Source organism: Pseudomonas sp. NPDC087615, from assembly GCF_044743445.1.
Taxonomy (GTDB): Bacteria; Pseudomonadota; Gammaproteobacteria; order Pseudomonadales; family Pseudomonadaceae; genus Aquipseudomonas; species Aquipseudomonas baetica_A.
Genome location: NZ_JBIUWM010000008.1, coordinates 96314 through 114190 on the forward strand (window position 1 = coordinate 96314; position 17877 = coordinate 114190).

At 59.9% G+C, this 17877-nt stretch carries 15 protein-coding genes; 11 read left to right on the forward strand and 4 right to left on the reverse strand.

All coding sequences use genetic code 11. The features are described from left to right. Positions 1-11: 11 nt before the first annotated feature. Positions 12-1463: a sodium:alanine symporter family protein gene (locus tag ACIOU6_RS06590; RefSeq protein ID WP_221731896.1), complete on the reverse strand. Its 1452-nt coding sequence runs from the start codon at positions 1461-1463 to the stop codon at positions 12-14. A 531-nt stretch (positions 1464-1994) separates the two neighbouring features. Continuing rightward, a complete protein-coding gene (gene aspA / locus ACIOU6_RS06595) occupies positions 1995-3419 on the reverse strand; it encodes an aspartate ammonia-lyase (protein ID WP_221731897.1) in 1425 nt (474 codons plus the stop codon). 180 nt (positions 3420-3599) lie between these two features. Here aspA and ACIOU6_RS06600 point away from each other — a divergent pair, with 180 nt between their 5' ends. The 5 genes from ACIOU6_RS06600 (at position 3600) to ACIOU6_RS06620 (ending at position 7400) form a co-directional block, all read left to right on the forward strand. After that, positions 3600-4508 (forward strand): LysR substrate-binding domain-containing protein, encoded by a 909-nt coding sequence (locus tag ACIOU6_RS06600; RefSeq protein WP_221731898.1) that lies wholly within the window; start codon positions 3600-3602, stop codon positions 4506-4508. Positions 4509-4837: 329 nt separating this feature from the next. Then, positions 4838-5329, forward strand: coding sequence for a 5-(carboxyamino)imidazole ribonucleotide mutase (gene purE / locus ACIOU6_RS06605; RefSeq protein WP_007920220.1), 492 nt, complete (start codon positions 4838-4840; stop codon positions 5327-5329). Between the two features lie 10 nt (positions 5330-5339). Next, positions 5340-6422, forward strand: a complete 1083-nt coding sequence (locus ACIOU6_RS06610) for a 5-(carboxyamino)imidazole ribonucleotide synthase (RefSeq protein WP_401134850.1) — start codon at positions 5340-5342, stop codon at positions 6420-6422. Between the two features lie 109 nt (positions 6423-6531). Beyond that, positions 6532-6777, forward strand: coding sequence for a GlsB/YeaQ/YmgE family stress response membrane protein (locus ACIOU6_RS06615; RefSeq protein ID WP_217829170.1), 246 nt, complete (start codon positions 6532-6534; stop codon positions 6775-6777). Between the two features lie 86 nt (positions 6778-6863). Further along, positions 6864-7400 (forward strand): DUF3299 domain-containing protein, encoded by a 537-nt coding sequence (locus tag ACIOU6_RS06620; protein ID WP_401134853.1) that lies wholly within the window; start codon positions 6864-6866, stop codon positions 7398-7400. Positions 7401-7525: 125 nt separating this feature from the next. On the opposite strand, the gene ACIOU6_RS06625 is transcribed toward ACIOU6_RS06620, so the two are convergent. Then, a complete protein-coding gene (locus ACIOU6_RS06625; RefSeq protein WP_401134855.1) occupies positions 7526-8425 on the reverse strand; it encodes a D-hexose-6-phosphate mutarotase in 900 nt (299 codons plus the stop codon). Between the two features lie 57 nt (positions 8426-8482). Continuing rightward, on the reverse strand, positions 8483-8887 hold the full coding sequence (locus ACIOU6_RS06630; RefSeq protein WP_003229628.1) for an acyl-CoA thioesterase: 405 nt from the start codon (positions 8885-8887) through the stop codon (positions 8483-8485). A gap of 378 nt (positions 8888-9265) precedes the next feature. Here ACIOU6_RS06630 and ACIOU6_RS06635 point away from each other — a divergent pair, with 378 nt between their 5' ends. The 6 genes from ACIOU6_RS06635 (at position 9266) to phoU (ending at position 17853) form a co-directional block, all read left to right on the forward strand. After that, positions 9266-10564 (forward strand): MFS transporter, encoded by a 1299-nt coding sequence (locus tag ACIOU6_RS06635; RefSeq protein ID WP_221731902.1) that lies wholly within the window; start codon positions 9266-9268, stop codon positions 10562-10564. Positions 10565-10804: 240 nt separating this feature from the next. Next, a complete protein-coding gene (locus ACIOU6_RS06640) occupies positions 10805-11806 on the forward strand; it encodes a phosphate ABC transporter substrate-binding protein PstS (protein WP_221731903.1) in 1002 nt (333 codons plus the stop codon). Between the two features lie 174 nt (positions 11807-11980). Then, positions 11981-14266 (forward strand): ABC transporter permease subunit, encoded by a 2286-nt coding sequence (locus ACIOU6_RS06645; RefSeq protein WP_221731904.1) that lies wholly within the window; start codon positions 11981-11983, stop codon positions 14264-14266. Positions 14267-14282: 16 nt separating this feature from the next. Then, entirely contained in the window at positions 14283-15953 is a 1671-nt protein-coding gene (gene pstA, locus ACIOU6_RS06650) for a phosphate ABC transporter permease PstA (RefSeq protein ID WP_221731905.1), read from the forward strand. A gap of 184 nt (positions 15954-16137) precedes the next feature. Then, complete coding sequence (gene pstB / locus ACIOU6_RS06655; protein ID WP_221731906.1) at positions 16138-16971, forward strand: phosphate ABC transporter ATP-binding protein PstB; 834 nt, start codon at positions 16138-16140, stop codon at positions 16969-16971. A gap of 120 nt (positions 16972-17091) precedes the next feature. Then, positions 17092-17853 carry a phosphate signaling complex protein PhoU gene (phoU, locus tag ACIOU6_RS06660; RefSeq protein ID WP_221731907.1) on the forward strand — a complete coding sequence of 254 codons (762 nt, stop codon included), beginning with the start codon at positions 17092-17094 and terminating at the stop codon, positions 17851-17853. The last annotated feature ends 24 nt before the right edge of the window (positions 17854-17877 follow it).

Here is a 17877-nt window from a genome sequence, read left to right on the forward strand (position 1 = left end):
TCATTCACCTATCAGCGTTGCGCTGCAGGGACGCCTTGCGGCTCGGCTTGTGTCTTGCCAGCAGCGGCAGGCGGGTTGGCCGGCCAGGCTTTGCGGTCCAGGTCCAGATCCGGGAACTTGCTCGAATCGAATACCGGGGTCTTGATGCCGGCCGAACGCTGGTCATCGTAGTCACGCAGGATACGCATGCCGACCTTGAACAGCAGGAACAGCGCGATCAGGTTAACGAACGCCAGCATGGTCATGGTGATGTCGGCGAAGGCGAACACGGTGCCGAGGTTTTCGATGGCACCCCAGAAGATCAACACCAGTACCAGCGCACGGTAGCCGATCAGCGCCTTGCGGTTTTCACCGATCAGGAAGCGCAGATTGCTTTCGCCCAGGTAGTAGTTGTAGAGAATCGAGGTGAACACGAACAGCGCCAGCGCCACCGAGATGAACATCCGGCCCCAGTCACCAACCACGGCGGCCAGCGAGTTTTGGGTCAGGGCAATGCCGTCGCCTTCGAAGCCCGGGGTGTAGAAACCGGAGAGCAGGATCAGCAGCGCGGTGCAGGTGCAGATCACGAAGGTATCGAGGAACACGCTGAACGCTTGAACCACACCTTGTGCCACCGGGTGCTCGACCGACGCCACAGCCGCCACGTTCGGTGCACTGCCCAGACCGGCTTCGTTGGCGAATACACCACGCTTCACGCCCATCACGATCGCGGTGCCGATCAGGCCGCCGAAGGCCTGGTCGAGACCGAAGGCGCTCTTGACGATGGTCATCAGCATGGCGGGTACTTGGTCGATTTGCAGCACGATCACGTAGATGGTCACGCCGATGTAGATCAGGGTTTTCACCGGCACCAGCAGGTCAGCGACCTTGGCGATGCGTTTGATCCCGCCGATGAACACCAGGCCCAGCAACACCGCCAGGCCGATGCCTGTGTAGGTGGTGTCGAAGCCGAAGGCATTGTTCAGCGAGTGGGTCACGGCGTGGGCTTGCAGGCCGTTGAAGGCGAAACCGAAGGTCACCAGCAACAGGAACGCCATGACCATACCCAGCCAGCGCTTCTGCAGACCGTGCTGGATGTAGTAGGACGGGCCGCCACGGTAGGTGCCGTCGGAGTCGGTACGTTTGTAGAGCTGACCGAGCGAGCATTCAAAGAAGCTGCTGGACATGCCGACCAGAGCGGTGACCCACATCCAGAACACTGCACCTGGCCCACCCAGGGTCACGGCGATGCCGACACCTGCGATGTTGCCTGCACCGACGCGGCCGGCGAGGCTGAGCATCAGGGCCTGGAACGAGCTGAGTTGCCCGGCGCTGCTTTTCAGGCTGTCGCGGAACACCGCGAACATGTGGAAGAAGTGACGAAATTGAACGAAACGCGAGCGAATCGTGAAGTAGCTACCGAGCCCGACAATGAGCACGATCAGTACTTTCCCTGAGAGGAAGTCGTTGATGACTTCGAGCATGGATTTATCCTCGCTGTTTTTTGTGTAAGCAAATACTGGATGGTAGAAACATCGTGTTACACCAGCGTGCACGCGGCACAGCAGGAGAGGCGATGATTTCGTCCCGGATCCATTTCGCGGGTTTGTTATTAGTTCGGGTTTCGCATGGGTTATGGCCTCGTTACCGACGACCGCTCACGCGAAGAGGGGCGGCACTATACCTATCAGTGCGGCGCCCGTCTGCACGGTTGTGGTGCAAGCGACGAAACGAAGCTTTGAAACACCCGACGTTACCGGCGCCGGGCTTGTGCAGGGATTGCTGTCTGTGGGTGCGGGCTTGCTCGTGAATGCGGTGTGTCAGGTTCATTTTGGTCGACTGACACGACGCCTTCGCGAGCAAGCCCGCTCCCACATGAAGCAACCCCCAGACATACGGGTCTCAGGGTCAGAGCGTTAAAAAAAAGGGCCTGGGGACTGATCCCCAGGCCCTCAAAAGGTGAGAGGTGTCTAGTCCCTCGACCTGGTGAGCGGTGCTACACACATCACGTCGGTTCAGCCTTTGAGCGGAACCAGACGCGGAGCAATCATGTTTTCCGGGCGCAGGATGTCGGCGAGCATGGCTTCGTCGAGCAGACCTTCTTCGCGCACCAGTTCCAGCACGCCGCGGCCGCTTTCAAGGGCGATGCGGGCAATGCGGGTGGCGTTTTTGTAGCCGATGTAAGGGTTCAGTGCGGTGACCAGACCGATCGAGTGTTCGACCAGTTCGCGGCAGCGCGCTTCGTTGGCGGTGATGCCGACGATGCAGTGCTCGCGCAGCATGTCCATGGCGCGCTGCAGCAGGCGGATCGAGTCGAGGATCTTGAAGGCGATCAGCGGCTCCATCACGTTCAGTTGCAGTTGGCCGCCTTCGGCTGCCATGGTCAGCGCCAAGTCGTTACCGATGACCTGGAAGGCCACCTGGTTCACGGCTTCCGGAATAACCGGGTTGACCTTGCCTGGCATGATCGAGCTGCCTGGCTGACGTGCCGGCAGGTTGATTTCGTTGATGCCGGTGCGCGGGCCGCTGGACAGCAGGCGCAGGTCGTTGCAGATCTTCGACAGCTTGACCGCGGTGCGCTTGAGCATGCCGGAGAACAGCACGAAGGCGCCCATGTCGGAGGTGGCTTCGATCAGGTCGGCGGCGGGCACCAGCGGTTGACCGCTGATCAGCGCCAGACGCTGGACAGCCAGGGCCTGATAGCGTGGGTCGGCGTTGATGCCGGTACCAATGGCGGTACCGCCCAGGTTCACTTCAGTCAGCAGTTCCGGGGCCAGCGTCTTCAGACGGGCCAGGTCTTCGCCCATGGTGGTGGCGAAGGCACGGAATTCCTGGCCGAGGGTCATCGGCACGGCGTCTTGCAGTTGGGTGCGGCCCATTTTCAGGACGTGGTTGAATTCTTCACCCTTGGCTGCGAATGCCTTGATCAGGCTGTCGAGGCTGGCCAGCAGCGAGTCGTGGCCCAGCAGCAGACCCAGACGGATCGCGGTCGGGTAGGCGTCGTTGGTCGACTGCGCCATGTTCACGTCGTCGTTCGGGTGCAGGTACTGGTACTCGCCTTTCTGGTGACCCATTGCTTCGAGCGCAATGTTGGCGATCACTTCGTTGGCGTTCATGTTGGTGGAAGTACCGGCGCCACCTTGAATCATGTCGACCACGAACTCTTCGTGGAAATCACCGCGGATCAATCGGGCACAGGCTTCGCTGATGGCAGCGTGCTTGGCTTCGCTCAGATGACCCAACTCTCGGTTGGCGTCAGCGGCGGCCTGTTTGACCATCGCCAGACCGACAACCAGTTTCGGGTAATGCGAAATCGGAACGCCCGAGAGGCGGAAGTTGTTCACCGCTCGCAGGGTCTGGATGCCGTAATACGCTTGAGCCGGTACTTCGAGGGCGCCAAGCAGGTCGTTTTCTGTGCGGAAAGATGCAGCGGAGGACATGATAGAAATCATCTCAATATGGACCCGGTCTGTGCCGGAACGCTGCGAATGCTAGGCTTGTGGGGCATTTTGGGCCAATGCTGTTCAGCACTGGCCTATGCACATTCGGCATAATGCCCGTGTGACGCCGCGTGCGCGGCAGACGTGTGACCTGTTTTGGTGCGTGTCCGGGAGGACGTGATGAATCTGGAAAGCAAATGGCTTGAGGACTTCAGTGCTCTGGCCGCCACCCGCAGCTTCTCGCAGGCCGCCGAGCGGCGCTTCGTGACCCAGCCGGCCTTCAGTCGACGGATCCGCAGCCTTGAGGCGGCGCTGGGGCTGACGTTGGTCAACCGCTCGCGCACGCCGGTCGAGCTGACGGCGGCAGGGCAGTTGTTTCTGGTGACCGCGCGTACTGTGGTCGAACAACTCGGCGAAGTGCTGCGCCATCTGCATCATCTGGAAGGCGGGCAGGGCGAGGTGATGCAGGTTGCTGCCGCTCACTCGCTGGCGTTGGGCTTCTTTCCGCGCTGGATCGCGCAGTTGCGCAACGAAGGGCTGAACATTGCCACGCGGTTGGTGGCGACCAACGTCGGCGACGCCGTGCATGCGTTGCGCGAGGGTGGTTGCGATCTGATGCTGGCGTTCTATGACCCGGACGCGGCGATGCAGATGGACCCGGAGATTTTCCCGTCGCTGCATTTGGGCCAGACCGAAATGTTGCCGGTGTGCGCGGCGGATGCCGATGGCAAACCGCTGTTCGATCTGGAAGGTGAAGCCAGCGTGCCGCTGCTCGCCTACAGCGCCGGGGCTTTTCTCGGACGCTCTGTGAACGGTTTGCTGCGCCAGCGTCAGCTGCGGTTTACCACCATTTATGAAACCGCCATGGCCGACAGCCTGAAAAGCATGGCGCTGGAAGGCCTCGGCATTGCCTGGGTGCCACAACTGAGCGTGCGTGCCGAACTGGCACGCGGTGAACTCGTTGTGTGCGGCGGCCCGCAATGGCATGTGCCACTGGAGATTCGTCTGTACCGCTGCGCACTGGTGCGCAAGGCCAACGTCCGTCTGCTGTGGCGCAAGCTAGAAGGTGGCGCCGCACAAAACACCTGAACCCATCGAATAACCCTGTGGGAGCTGGCTTGCCAGCGATTGCGGTTGGCCAGTCACCCTCAATGTTTGCTGACACGACGTCATCGCTGGCAAGCCAGCTCCCACAAGGGATTTGCGGTGTTTCTGGACTGACCTTCAAGTCAATAAAACCGGGCCTTTGCGTCATTTGACAGATGGTCGCCCAGGGGGCTGTTTATTGCTTTCTTTGCGGTATACTGCGCGGCCTTCGGCCGGTACGTCCGGCCATTTTTCCTACAACAAGCCACGCATTCTGCGTGGCTTGTTGTTTTTGACGCGCCTGCGGGCGCCCAGAGAGAAGAGGCGCGACGATGAGTGCACTGGTTGGCGTGATCATGGGCTCCAAGTCCGATTGGTCCACCCTTAGCCACACCGCCGATATGCTGGAAAAGCTCGGCATCCCGTACGAGGTCAAAGTGGTCTCTGCCCACCGCACCCCGGATTTGCTGTTCCAGTACGCCGAAGAGGCTGAAAGCCGCGGTATCGAGGTGATTATCGCCGGTGCCGGTGGCGCAGCTCACCTGCCAGGCATGTGTGCGGCCAAGACCCACCTGCCGGTACTGGGCGTTCCGGTGCAGTCGGCCATGCTCTCGGGCGTCGACTCGCTGCTGTCGATCGTGCAGATGCCGGCCGGCATTCCGGTCGCCACTCTGGCCATCGGCAAAGCAGGTGCGATCAACGCGGCCCTGCTCTCGGCGAGCATCCTCGGCGCCAAGCATCCACAGTTCCACGCGGTACTGAAAACCTTCCGTGCCGAGCAGACAGACAGCGTCCTGGACAATCCAGACCCACGTATTGCCTGAGGTTGTTGAGATGAAGATCGGTGTAATCGGTGGCGGCCAGTTGGGCCGTATGTTGGCCCTGGCGGGGACTCCGCTGGGCATGAACTTCGCTTTCCTCGACCCAGCGCCGGACGCTTGCGCCGCGGCGTTGGGTGAACACCTGCGGGCCGATTACGGCGATCAGGATCATCTGCGCCAGTTGGCCGATGAAGTCGATTTGGTGACCTTCGAGTTCGAAAGCGTCCCGGCTGAAACCGTAGCGTTTCTCTCGCAATTCGTGCCGGTCTACCCGAGCGCTGAAGCCCTGCGCATTGCTCGCGACCGCTGGTTCGAGAAGAGCATGTTCAAGGATCTGGGGATTCCAACCCCAGCCTTCGCCGACATCCAATCGCAAGCTGATCTGGACGCCGCCGTCGCTTCCATCGGTCTGCCGGCCGTGCTGAAAACCCGCACGCTGGGTTACGACGGCAAGGGCCAGAAAGTCCTGCGCAAGCCTGAAGATGTGGTCGGCACTTTCGCCGAACTCGGTAGCGTCGCCTGTTTGCTGGAAGGCTTCGTGCCGTTCACCGGTGAAGTCTCGCTGATCGCCGTGCGCGCTCGCGATGGCGAAACCAAGTTCTACCCGTTGGTGCACAACACCCACGACAGCGGCATCCTCAAGCTGTCCGTTGCCAGCACCGATCACCCGTTGCAAGCGCTGGCCGAAGACTATTCCAGCCGCGTGCTCAAGCAACTGGATTACGTCGGCGTGATGGCGTTCGAGTTCTTTGAAGTCGACGGTGGCCTGAAGGCCAACGAAATCGCCCCGCGCGTGCACAACTCCGGGCACTGGACCACCGAAGGCGCCGAGTGCAGCCAGTTCGAAAACCACCTGCGCGCCGTTGCCGGCCTGCCGCTGGGTTCGACCGCCAAAGTCGGCGAGAGCGCGATGCTCAACTTCATCGGTATCGTACCGCCGGTAGAGAAAGTCATCGCCATCGAAGATTGCCATCTGCATCACTACGGCAAGGCGTTCAAGGCCGGACGCAAGGTCGGTCACGCCAACCTGCGTTGCGCCGACATGGCCACGCTCCAGGCGCAGATCGTCAAGGTCCAAACGCTGATCGCCGAGTAAAACACTTTCATGTGGCAGCGGCGGAACCATTCAGGGGCCGCCGTTCTCTCATGGCAGGATGCGAAAGTCTGACTAGGCTTCGCATATCGACCATCAAGAGGGAAGTGCCATGGGAATTATCGGAACCATCTTTATCGGCTTGATCGTCGGCCTGCTGGCGCGGTTCCTGAAACCGGGCGATGACAGCATGGGCTGGATCATGACCATCCTGCTCGGTATCGGCGGTTCGCTGGCGGCCACTTACGGCGGCCAGGCTTTGGGCATCTATCAGGCAGGTCAGGGCGCAGGGTTCTTCGGCGCGCTGGTCGGCGCGATCGTGTTGCTGGTGATCTACGGCCTGATCAAAAAGAACTGATCCAAGCGACAAAGCCCTCTCTGCCAATCGGGCGGGGAGGGCTAGAATGCTCGGCGATTCATTCCTTTCTTTTTCCGAGCACCTTCATGCGCCGTCTTCTGTTGACTCTCCTTTTCCTGGGCAGTGGTTTGGCCCACGCCGGCGAACTGCCGGAAACCGACTGGCTGGAACTGATGCCCAAGTCGGACCAAAAGGCCCTTGAGGCCATGCCTGAAATCGACCACAACTCCCCTGAAGCCACTGGCACCTTCACCGAGAAGGGCGGCATGAAACAGGCCAAGGGTCTGCCGGCGGTGATGTATTCGACCAAGACTGTGGCGGCGATGAATGGCAAGCACATCCGCATTGGCGGATACCCGGTGCCGCTTGAGTCCGACGCCAAGGGTCGCGGTACGCTGTTCTTCCTCGTGCCATATCCGGGCGCGTGCATCCATGTGCCGCCACCGCCGCCGAATCAACTGTTGCTGGTGCGCTACCCGAAAGGTCTGAAGCTCGATGACATCTATACGCCGCTGTGGGTGACCGGCACGCTGAAGATCGAGAAGGTCAGCAATGATCTGGCTGATGCGGCGTATGCGCTGGAAGCGGACAAGGTGCGGGTGGTGCAGGAATCTGATCTCTAAGATTTGGCGTAGAACCCAATGTGTGAGCGGGCTGGCTCGCGAATGCGGTCTGTCAGTCACATTGATGTTGCCTGATACGACGCTTTCGCGAGCAAGCCCGCTCCCACAGTGTTATCCGGTGTTGGTTAGAGCGGTGCGCTGCGGATGCTGACACCCATGGTGTGAAGGGCACCGGGCGCCAGATTCACCACGTCATCCATTACATTCGCGGTCTCGATGCACAGCATGCGCTGCCAGCCATCGTTATCCATATCGCTGAGCGCTGCCGCGCGGTCGGTCCACGGGTTCCAGATCACAGCGGTGCGCGAACCCTTAGCCGTCAGCACGATACGCCGTTCCCACGTCGGGTCGATGATGCTTAGCTGTGGCGGGGCGTCGAGGTAGATGCGGTCGGTTTCGCCGGCAAAGTGCAGATCACCTTGCTGGGTGACGGTCTTCCAGTCATCCAGCGTCTCGATGTAATTCAGGCCATCGACACCGTCGACGTGCACATTGCGCACATCGCTGACGGCGAAGTACGTGTGCAGCGCCTGGCTGAGGCTGACGGTCTCGGCGCCCCGGTTGTGGCTGGTCAGGCTGAAGTGCAATTGATCATCCAGACGCAGGGTCAGGGTCAGATCCACTTCATGGGGCCAGCCCGGCAATCCGCCTTCGGGGCAGGGCAGCTTGAACTCGACATTGATGCCGTTGGCCTCGGCTTCGATACCGCCCAGCGCCCAATCCATCGCCCTTACCAAACCATGCGCCGGCGCCGGTTCGTCACTGACGCGCATGGCTTTGACGCTCTGCGGATTGCGTTCGAACTTGCCGAACCACGGCCAGCACACCGGCACACCGGCGCGGATGCTCTTGCCGGTCTTGAAATCGGCCTTGTCGTTGAGCCAGATGATCGGCGGCTGGCCGTCGATCTGATAACTGAGGATGTGCGCGCCTTGCTGGGCCACCAGCACTTCGGCCTGACCGTGGCGAATGCGCCAGCAGTTCAGTTCATCCAGTTTCACGGCTTCAACGTTGGGCGGGTTCATGGGACAGCTCTCGATCAGAAACAAGGACAACTATCGACCGTAAAACGGCCGTGAGGTTTAGCGTGCGCGTGGAGGTACCGAACGGGTGCGACCGCTGCCGTCGATAGCGACGAAGACGAACACCGCTTCGGTGACTTTACGCCATTCGCTGGACAGCGGATCGTCGCTCCACACTTCGACCATCATCTGGATCGAGCTGCGGCCGATTTCCAGGGTCTGTGTATAAAAGGACAATTGCGCGCCAACGGCCACTGGCACCAGGAACGCCATGCGATCAATGGCGACGGTCGCGACGCGGCCACCGGCCACACGGCTGGCCATTGCGGTGCCGGCCAGGTCCATTTGCGCGACCAGCCAGCCGCCGAAAATATCGCCAAAGCCATTGGTTTCACGCGGTAGCGCGGTGATTTGCAGGGCCAGATCGCCCTGCGGGATCGGATCTTCTTGTTCGAGCTCTATCATGCCGAGGGGCCTCTGACCCGTGACTCTTTGTGGGTATTGCGGGTGGTAGCCGTCTTCAGGAAAAACGATTCAGCACCGAACATATTACGTTCGTCACGTTTTCCATAAGGCAACTAAAAGGGAAACTCTGCGAAATCGGCTGCTCCCAGGCAAAGGGCGGACCAACGACGTTTTCGCACAGCAACCCCCTACAAACCGGAGCAAGGTTGCGAGTATATCGGTCGGTAGACTCCGCGACGACCATCCGGTTCTGATTTTGACTGCCAAATACGCACCTCTATGTGCTTTTTCGAACAATTTGCTATGGTGCCGAACCTGCTCAAGCCACAGCCAGCGTTGTTGTGGCGGTAGATCCGCCTAATAAGAGAAGCCCTTGCCATGACCACAGCGCCCTCGAGCCTCGCGCAGTCCGAGCAACCCGCACGACCGTTGACCCGCAATGATTACAAGACTCTGTCGCTGTCTGCCCTGGGGGGCGCGCTGGAGTTCTACGATTTCATCATCTTCGTTTTCTTTGCCACCGTGGTCGGCAAACTGTTCTTCCCCGCCGACATGCCAGAGTGGCTGCGCCTGATGCAGACCTTCGGCATCTTCGCCGCCGGTTACCTGGCGCGGCCGTTGGGCGGCATCGTCATGGCGCATTTCGGCGATCTGTTGGGTCGCAAGAAGATGTTCACCCTGAGCATTTTCATGATGGCTGTGCCGACCCTGATCATGGGGCTGCTGCCCACTTATGCGCAAATCGGCCTGTGGGCGCCGATCCTGTTGCTGCTGATGCGCGTGATTCAAGGGGCGGCGATTGGCGGTGAGGTGCCTGGGGCGTGGGTCTTCGTTTCCGAACATGTGCCGCAAAAGCACATCGGCTATGCCTGCGGCACCCTGACCAGCGGCTTGACCGCCGGCATCCTGCTCGGCTCGCTGGTCGCCACCGCGATCAACAGCATTTATACGCCCGTGGAAGTCGCGGATTACGCCTGGCGGATTCCGTTCCTGCTCGGTGGCGTGTTCGGCCTGTTCTCGGTTTACCTGCGTCGCTGGCTGCACGAAACCCCGGTGTTCGCCGAGTTGCAATTGCGCAAGGCGCTGGCCGAAGAAGTGCCGTTGCGTGCGGTGCTGCGTGATCATCGCGGGGCGATTGCAATCTCGATGCTGCTGACCTGGTTGCTGTCCGCCGGGGTCGTCGTGGTGATCCTGATGACCCCGACCGTACTGCAAACGGTCTATCACTTCTCGCCAACCACAGCGCTGCAATCGAACAGCCTGGCCATCGTATTCCTGAGCATCGGTTGCATCATTTCCGGCGCCCTGGCGGATCGTTTTGGCGCCGGCCGTGTGTTTGTCTTCGGTTGCCTGGGCTTGTTGATCAGTTCCTGGACCTTCTATCACAGCCTCGCCGATCACCCTGACTGGTTGTTCCCGCTGTACGCGTTGACCGGATTTCTGGTCGGCACCATCGGTGCGGTGCCCTATGTGATGGTCAAAGCGTTCCCGCCGGCGGTGCGCTTCAGTGGCCTGTCGTTCTCGTACAACGTGGCGTACGCGATCTTCGGTGGTCTGACGCCGATGGTGGTCAGCCTGCTGCTGAAAAAAAGCGCGATGGGCCCGGCTTATTATGTGGTGGTGCTCTGCGCGGTGGGGATTGTGGTGGGCGCGTGGCTCTGGAAGAAGGGCCGCTGATCCCGACACTTCATCGATTGTTCTGACGCCTTCGCGAGCAAGTCGCACCGCCGCTCCCACATTTGGAATGCATTTCAAAGTGTGGGAGCGGGCTTGCTCGCGAATGGGGCGCCGCGAATCAATCACTAAAAAACCAATGCTGGCCTTTCATCCAATTGTCATATTTCAGCCATAGAGTGTTCACACGGCCTGCTGATACTTGGCCCCGACTTAACACCCCCTATCTGCTAGGAGTAAGGCATGAAACTGAAGCGTTTGATGGCGGCAATGACTTTTGTCGCTGCTGGCGTAGCGACTGCCCACGCGGTAGCCGCTGGCGTTGACCCGGCAATTCCGGCGTACAGCAAAGTCACCGGTGTATCGGGCAACCTGTCCAGCGTTGGCTCCGATACCCTGGCTAACCTCATGACCCTCTGGGCTGAGAACTACAAAAAAGAATACCCGAACGTCAACATCCAGATTCAGGCTGCCGGTTCCGCTACAGCGCCACCTGCGCTGACTGAAGGTACTTCGAACCTGGGCCCTATGAGCCGCAAGATGAAGGACACCGAACTGGCTGCCTTCGAGCAGAAGTACGGCTACAAGCCAACCGCTATCCCGGTTGCTGTGGACGCCCTGGCGGTCTTCGTTCACAAGGACAACCCGATCCAGCACCTGACCATGGAACAGGTTGACGCGATCTTCTCGTCCACCCGTCTGTGCGGCGCCAAAGCCGACGTCAAAACCTGGGGCGACCTGGGTGTGACCGGCGACCTGGCCAACAAGCCAGTGCAACTGTTCGGTCGTAACTCGGTATCCGGCACCTACGGCTACTTCAAAGAAGAAGCCCTGTGCAAAGGCGACTACAAGCCAAACGTCAACGAACAACCAGGCTCGGCTTCGGTCGTGCAGTCGATCAGCTCCTCGCTGAACGGCATCGGTTACTCGGGCATCGGCTACAAAACCGCTAGCGTGAAAACCGTGGCCCTGGCCAAGAAAGGCAGCACTGACTTCATCGAAGACAGTGAAGAAAACGCCCTGAACGGCAAGTATCCGCTGTCGCGTTTCCTCTACGTTTACGTCAACAAAGCCCCGAACAAGCCTTTGGCCCCGCTGGAAGCTGAGTTCGTGAAACTGGTGCTGTCCAAACAAGGCCAGGAAGTGGTTGTGAAAGACGGTTACATCCCACTGCCGGCCAAGGTTGCTGCAAAAGCACTGGCTGACCTGGGTCTGCAAGAAGGCGGCGCTGTCGCTAAGAAGTAACAAATTGAGCCCGGGGTGAACCCCACCGGGCTCAAGTGAAAGGCCGGATCTGCCCGCAGACCGGCCTTTTACACACCTCAAATTTTCGATCCGCCTCCAGTACCCGCTGGGGGTGGATTTGGTGCGTCACTGCATTGTCATCTTTCTGTCATACAGGATCGCTAGGGTGAGCGCATGAATGATCTGGCCAACTCCACAATGACTACGACTTCCCCTCCCAAGCGCATTGATTTCAATACGCCTGAGCTGCAACGCAAGCGCCGTATTCGCGCGCTCAAGGATCGCCTCACTCGCTGGTACGTCCTGATTGGCGGCCTGGCAGTGCTGGCGGCCATCACGCTGATTTTCTTCTTCCTCGCCTATGTGGTTGCCCCGCTGTTCAAAGGTGCCGACCTGACCGCGAAAGATGCAATCACCCCAGCCTGGATGCAGGACGCTGGCAAGCCACTGATGATTTCGCTCGAAGAGCAGAATAAGGTGGCCATGCGCGTTTCCGACAAAGGTCAGGCGCTGTTCTTCGATATCGACAGTGGCGCTGAGTTGAAGCGTGTCGATCTGCCGGTGCCGGCAGGTGCAACGGTGACGTCCATCGCCAAAGACCAGCCAGGTCATCCGCTGGTCGCCGTGGGCCTGTCCAACGGCCAGGTGCTGGTGTTCCGCCACACCTATAAAGTCAGCTACCCCGATGGCAAGAAAACCATCACCCCAGCCATCGAATATCCCTATGGCGACACGCCGATCGCGCTGAACGAAAGCGGCGGTGCGCTGGAGCACGTCAGCCTCAATGCCTCCGATTCGACCTTGATGCTGGTCGGCTCCACCGGTTCGCAACTCAATGTGCTGTCGCTGACCAGCGAAGAAAACATGATGACCGGCGAAGTCACCAACGAGCAGAAGCGTATCGATCTGCCGCAGATGACTGAGCCGGTGAAAAACATTTTCGTCGACCCGCGCCAGCAGTGGCTGTACGTGGTCAACGGGCGTGCCCAGGCCGACGTGTTCAGCCTGCGCGACAAGAGTCTCAATGGTCGTTACAAACTGCTGGAAAACGGCGATGCGCAAGTGACTGCGACGGCCCAGTTGGTGGGCGGTATTTCGCTGATCGTCGGTGATTCCAATGGTGGTCTGGCCCAGTGGTTCATGGCTCGCGACACCGACGGTGAACTGCGCCTTAAGCAGATTCGCACCTTCCAGATGGGCACTGCACCGATCGTTGAAATCACCGCTGAAGAGCGTCGCAAGGGCTTTCTCGCCCTGGATGCCAGCGGCAAGCTCGGCGTGTTCCACAGCACCGCACACCGCACTTTGCTGGTCGATCAAGTGGTCGACGGCCAAGGCTTGTTTGGTCTGTCGCCTCGCGCCAACCGTGTGATTGTCGAAGCGGGCGGCAAGCTGCAACCGCTGCTGCTCGACAACCCGCACCCGGAGGTGTCCTGGAGCGCGTTGTGGAGCAAGGTCTGGTACGAAAACTACGACGAGCCTAAATACGTCTGGCAATCGACCGCCGCCAACACTGATTTCGAACCCAAGATGAGCCTGGCGCCACTGACCTTCGGTACGCTCAAGGCAGCGTTCTACGCCATGCTATTGGCGGCACCGCTGGCCGTTGCCGCTGCGATCTACACCGCGTACTTCATGGCCCCGAGCTTGCGCCGCAAGGTCAAACCGGTGATCGAGTTGATGGAAGCGATGCCGACGGTGATCCTCGGTTTCTTCGCCGGTCTGTTTCTCGCACCTTATGTGGAAGGGCATTTACCGGGCATCTTCAGCCTGCTGATGCTGCTACCGATCGGCATTCTGGTAGCCGGGTTCACCTTCAGCCGTCTGCCTGAAGCCATCCGCCTGAAAGTGCCGGACGGCTGGGAAAGTGCGCTGCTGATTCCGGTGATCCTGTTTGTGGGCTGGCTGTCGCTGTACATGAGCCCGTTCATGGAGAACTGGTTCTTCGGCGGTGACATGCGCATGTGGATCTCCCACGACCTGGGCATCACCTACGACCAGCGCAACGCACTGGTGGTTGGTCTGGCCATGGGTTTCGCGGTGATCCCGAACATCTACTCGATTGCTGAAGATGCCGTGTTCAGCGTGCCGCGCGGCTTGACCCTTGGCTCGCTGGCGCTGGGTGCCACACCGTGGCAGACCATGACCCGCGTGGTCATCCTCACCGCAAGCCCGGGCATCTTCTCGGCATTGATGATCGGCATGGGCCGTGCGGTCGGGGAAACCATGATCGTGCTGATGGCCACCGGTAACACCCCGGTCATGGAGCTGAACCTGTTCGAAGGTCTGCGTACGCTGGCGGCCAACGTGGCAGTGGAAATGCCGGAGTCGGAAGTCGGCGGCAGCCACTACCGCGTGCTGTTCCTCTCGGCGCTGGTGCTGCTGTTGTTCACCTTCATCATGAACACCCTGGCAGAACTGATTCGTCAGCGTCTGCGCAAGAAATACTCGTCGCTTTAAGCAAAGGTAGAAGTCTGTGAAACAGAACTCCCTGAATGGATGGTTCAAGAGCGGCGCCCCTGGCGTCTGGATCAGCGGTGGCGCGGTGTCCATCGCGGTCATCATGACCATTGGCCTGCTGGCGGTGATTGCCGTGCGCGGTCTGGGTCACTTCTGGCCGGCGGATCTGATCCGTGCCAACTACGACGTGCCGGGCCAGGCCAATCACCTGGTCATCGGCGAAGTGGTGCAGAAAGAAGAAGTGCCGCGTGCCCGCCTCAAGAGCGCTGGTTTGCCAGTGCCTGATCAGGGCCCGGAGTTCATGACCCGTGAGCTGATCAAGGTCGGTAACCGTGATCTGAACGGCAACGACTTCACCTGGATCGTCGGCGAGTGGCTGACTAACCAGACGTCGCCGCCGGAGCTGATGGCGATCGAGCGTCGTGAGTGGGGCAATTTCTACGGCTACCTGGTCAACGTCAAACAGGACGGTAAGGTGATCGCCGAGGGCGAGGCTGCATGGCCTGAGCTGCAGGCGCGGATCGACCGCGTGAGCGGGCTTGCCAAGCAACTGAAGTCGCTGGAAAAGACTGACATCGGCGCGATCAACGCAGGGTTGGAGCGCATCCGTCTGCACGGCCGTAAACTGGAACTGGAAGGCAAACTTGACGCCACCGCACAAGCGGACATGGAATCCGAGCGCGCCGAACTTAACGCTCGTTATCAGGACGTTGAAGCACGCCTGTCCGATCTGCATGCCCAGTTCAACCGTGATGCCTTGACCGCTCGTGATGCCAACGGCAAAGAGATTGAAATCGGCCTGGGCAAAGTGGTTCACGCCTACCAGCCGAATGCGATGGGTACGTTCACCAAGATTCGCTTCTACTTCGCCAAGGTTTGGGAATTCCTGTCGGAAGATCCGCGTGAAGCGAACACCGAAGGCGGGATTTTCCCGGCGATTTTCGGCACCGTGATGATGACCCTGATCATGGCGATGATCGTGACCCCGTTCGGCGTGTTGGCGGCGGTGTACCTGCGTGAATACGCCAAGCAGAACGCCCTGACGCGGATCATCCGTATCGCGGTGAACAACCTCGCCGGCGTACCGGCGATCGTTTACGGCGTGTTTGGTCTGGGCTTCTTTGTTTATGTACTGGGTGGCTCGGTTGACCGCTTGTTCTTCCCCGAAGCGCTGCCGGCACCGACCTTCGGTACGCCGGGCCTGCTCTGGGCTTCGTTGACCCTGGCGCTGCTGGCAGTGCCGGTGGTGATCGTGGCGACTGAAGAAGGGCTGGCGCGGATTCCACGCACGGTGCGCGAAGGCTCGCTAGCGCTTGGCGCGACCAAGGCTGAAACCTTGTGGAAGATCGTCCTGCCAATGGCCAGCCCGGCCATGATGACCGGCATGATCCTCGCCGTGGCTCGCGCCGCCGGTGAAGTGGCGCCGCTGATGCTGGTGGGTGTGGTGAAACTGGCGCCGTCGCTGCCGATGGACGGCAACTACCCGTACCTGCACCTGGATCAGAAGATCATGCACTTGGGCTTCCACATTTATGACGTCGGCTTCCAGAGCCCGAACGTCGAAGCAGCCCGCCCGCTGGTGTACGCCACGGCGCTGTTGCTGGTGTTGGTGATCGCCACGTTGAACCTGTCGGCGGTGTGGATTCGTAACCACCTGCGCGAAAAGTACAAAGCGTTGGACAGTTAACACAAACCTTGTGGGAGCTGGCTTGCCAGCGATGCAGGCGATGCGGTGTTTCATTGACACCTCGGTGATGCAATCGCTGGCAAGCCAGCTCCCACAGGAGTCGCGACAGATACAGAATTTGAGTAACCCGCTGGCGTTTTCCAGCGGTTCAACGAACCGAATTTGTTAGCACAGGGAGCCTCCCATGCAGCACGAAACACATACCCACGGCATCAACATGTCTGCCCTGGGCCGCGACAAGCAGAGCCTGAGCCTCGAGCAGGAAACCGTTGCCATCGAAGTGCCGGGCCTGAGCCTGTACTACGGCGACAAACAAGCACTGTTCGACGTCAGCATGAACATCCCGAAACAGCGCGTGACGGCCTTCATCGGCCCGTCCGGCTGCGGCAAGTCGACGTTGCTGCGTACCTTCAATCGCATGAACGACCTGGTTGACGGTTGCCGCGTAGAAGGCGCGATCAACCTGTACGGCAACAACATCTATCGCAAGGGCGAAGACGTTGCCGAACTGCGTCGTCGCGTCGGCATGGTGTTCCAGAAGCCGAACCCGTTCCCGAAAACCATCTATGAAAACGTGGTTTACGGCCTGCGCATTCAAGGGATCAACAAGAAGCGCATCCTCGACGAAGCCGTTGAGTGGGCGTTGAAAGGCGCGGCGCTGTGGGACGAAGTCAAAGACCGTCTGCACGAATCGGCACTGGGCCTGTCCGGTGGTCAGCAGCAGCGTCTGGTGATTGCCCGCACCATCGCGGTTGAGCCCGAAGTACTGCTGCTCGACGAACCGTGCTCGGCTCTCGATCCGATATCGACCCTCAAAGTCGAAGAGCTGATCTACGAATTGAAATCCAAATTCACCATCGTCATCGTGACCCACAACATGCAGCAGGCGGCGCGGGTGTCCGACTACACGGCCTTCATGTACATGGGCAAACTGGTGGAATTCGGCGACACCGATACGCTGTTCACCAACCCGGCGAAGAAGCAGACCGAAGACTACATTACCGGTCGTTATGGTTGATTGAGGCAGCTGCGAGCCGCGAGCTTCAAGCGGCAAGCGAGAGCGGTTCGAGTACGACACAAATCAGCTTGCAGCTTGTAGCTTGCAGCTCTTGGTAAAAGCTTTTGCGGAGCGAACACAATGATTTCTAAGGAAGGCCTCACTCATCACATTTCCGCGCAGTTCAACGCTGAACTGGAGGAAGTGCGCAGCCACCTCCTGGCCATGGGCGGACTGGTCGAGAAACAGGTCAACGACGCCGTCACAGCGCTGATCGAAGCCGACTCCGGCCTGGCCCAGCAGGTACGCGAAATCGACGATCAGATCAACCAGATGGAGCGCAACATCGACGAAGAATGCCTGCGCATTCTGGCCCGTCGTCAGCCAGCGGCCTCCGACCTGCGTCTGATCATCAGCATCTCCAAGTCGGTGATCGACCTGGAGCGCATCGGCGACGAGGCCACCAAGATTGCCCGCCGCGCCATCCAGCTGTGCGAAGAGGGCGAGGCGCCGCGCGGTTACGTTGAGGTGCGCCACATCGGTGACCAGGTGCGCAACATGGTGCGTGATGCCTTGGATGCGTTTGCCCGTTTCGACGCCGATCTGGCGTTGTCGGTGGCGCAGTACGACAAAGTCATCGACCGCGAATACAAAACGGCACTGCGCGAGCTGGCAACCTACATGATGGAAGACCCACGCTCTATCTCGCGGGTCTTGAGCATCATCTGGGTGCTGCGTTCGCTGGAGCGTATCGGTGACCACGCGCGCAACATCTCGGAACTGGTGATCTATCTGGTGCGCGGCACCGACGTTCGCCACATGGGCCTCAAGCGCATGAAGGAAGAAGTTCAGGGCACAAGCGGCGAAACCGCTAATGTTCCGGGCGTTGCTGACGATAAGTAAGATTGCCTGAGAAAAGCGCCCGGC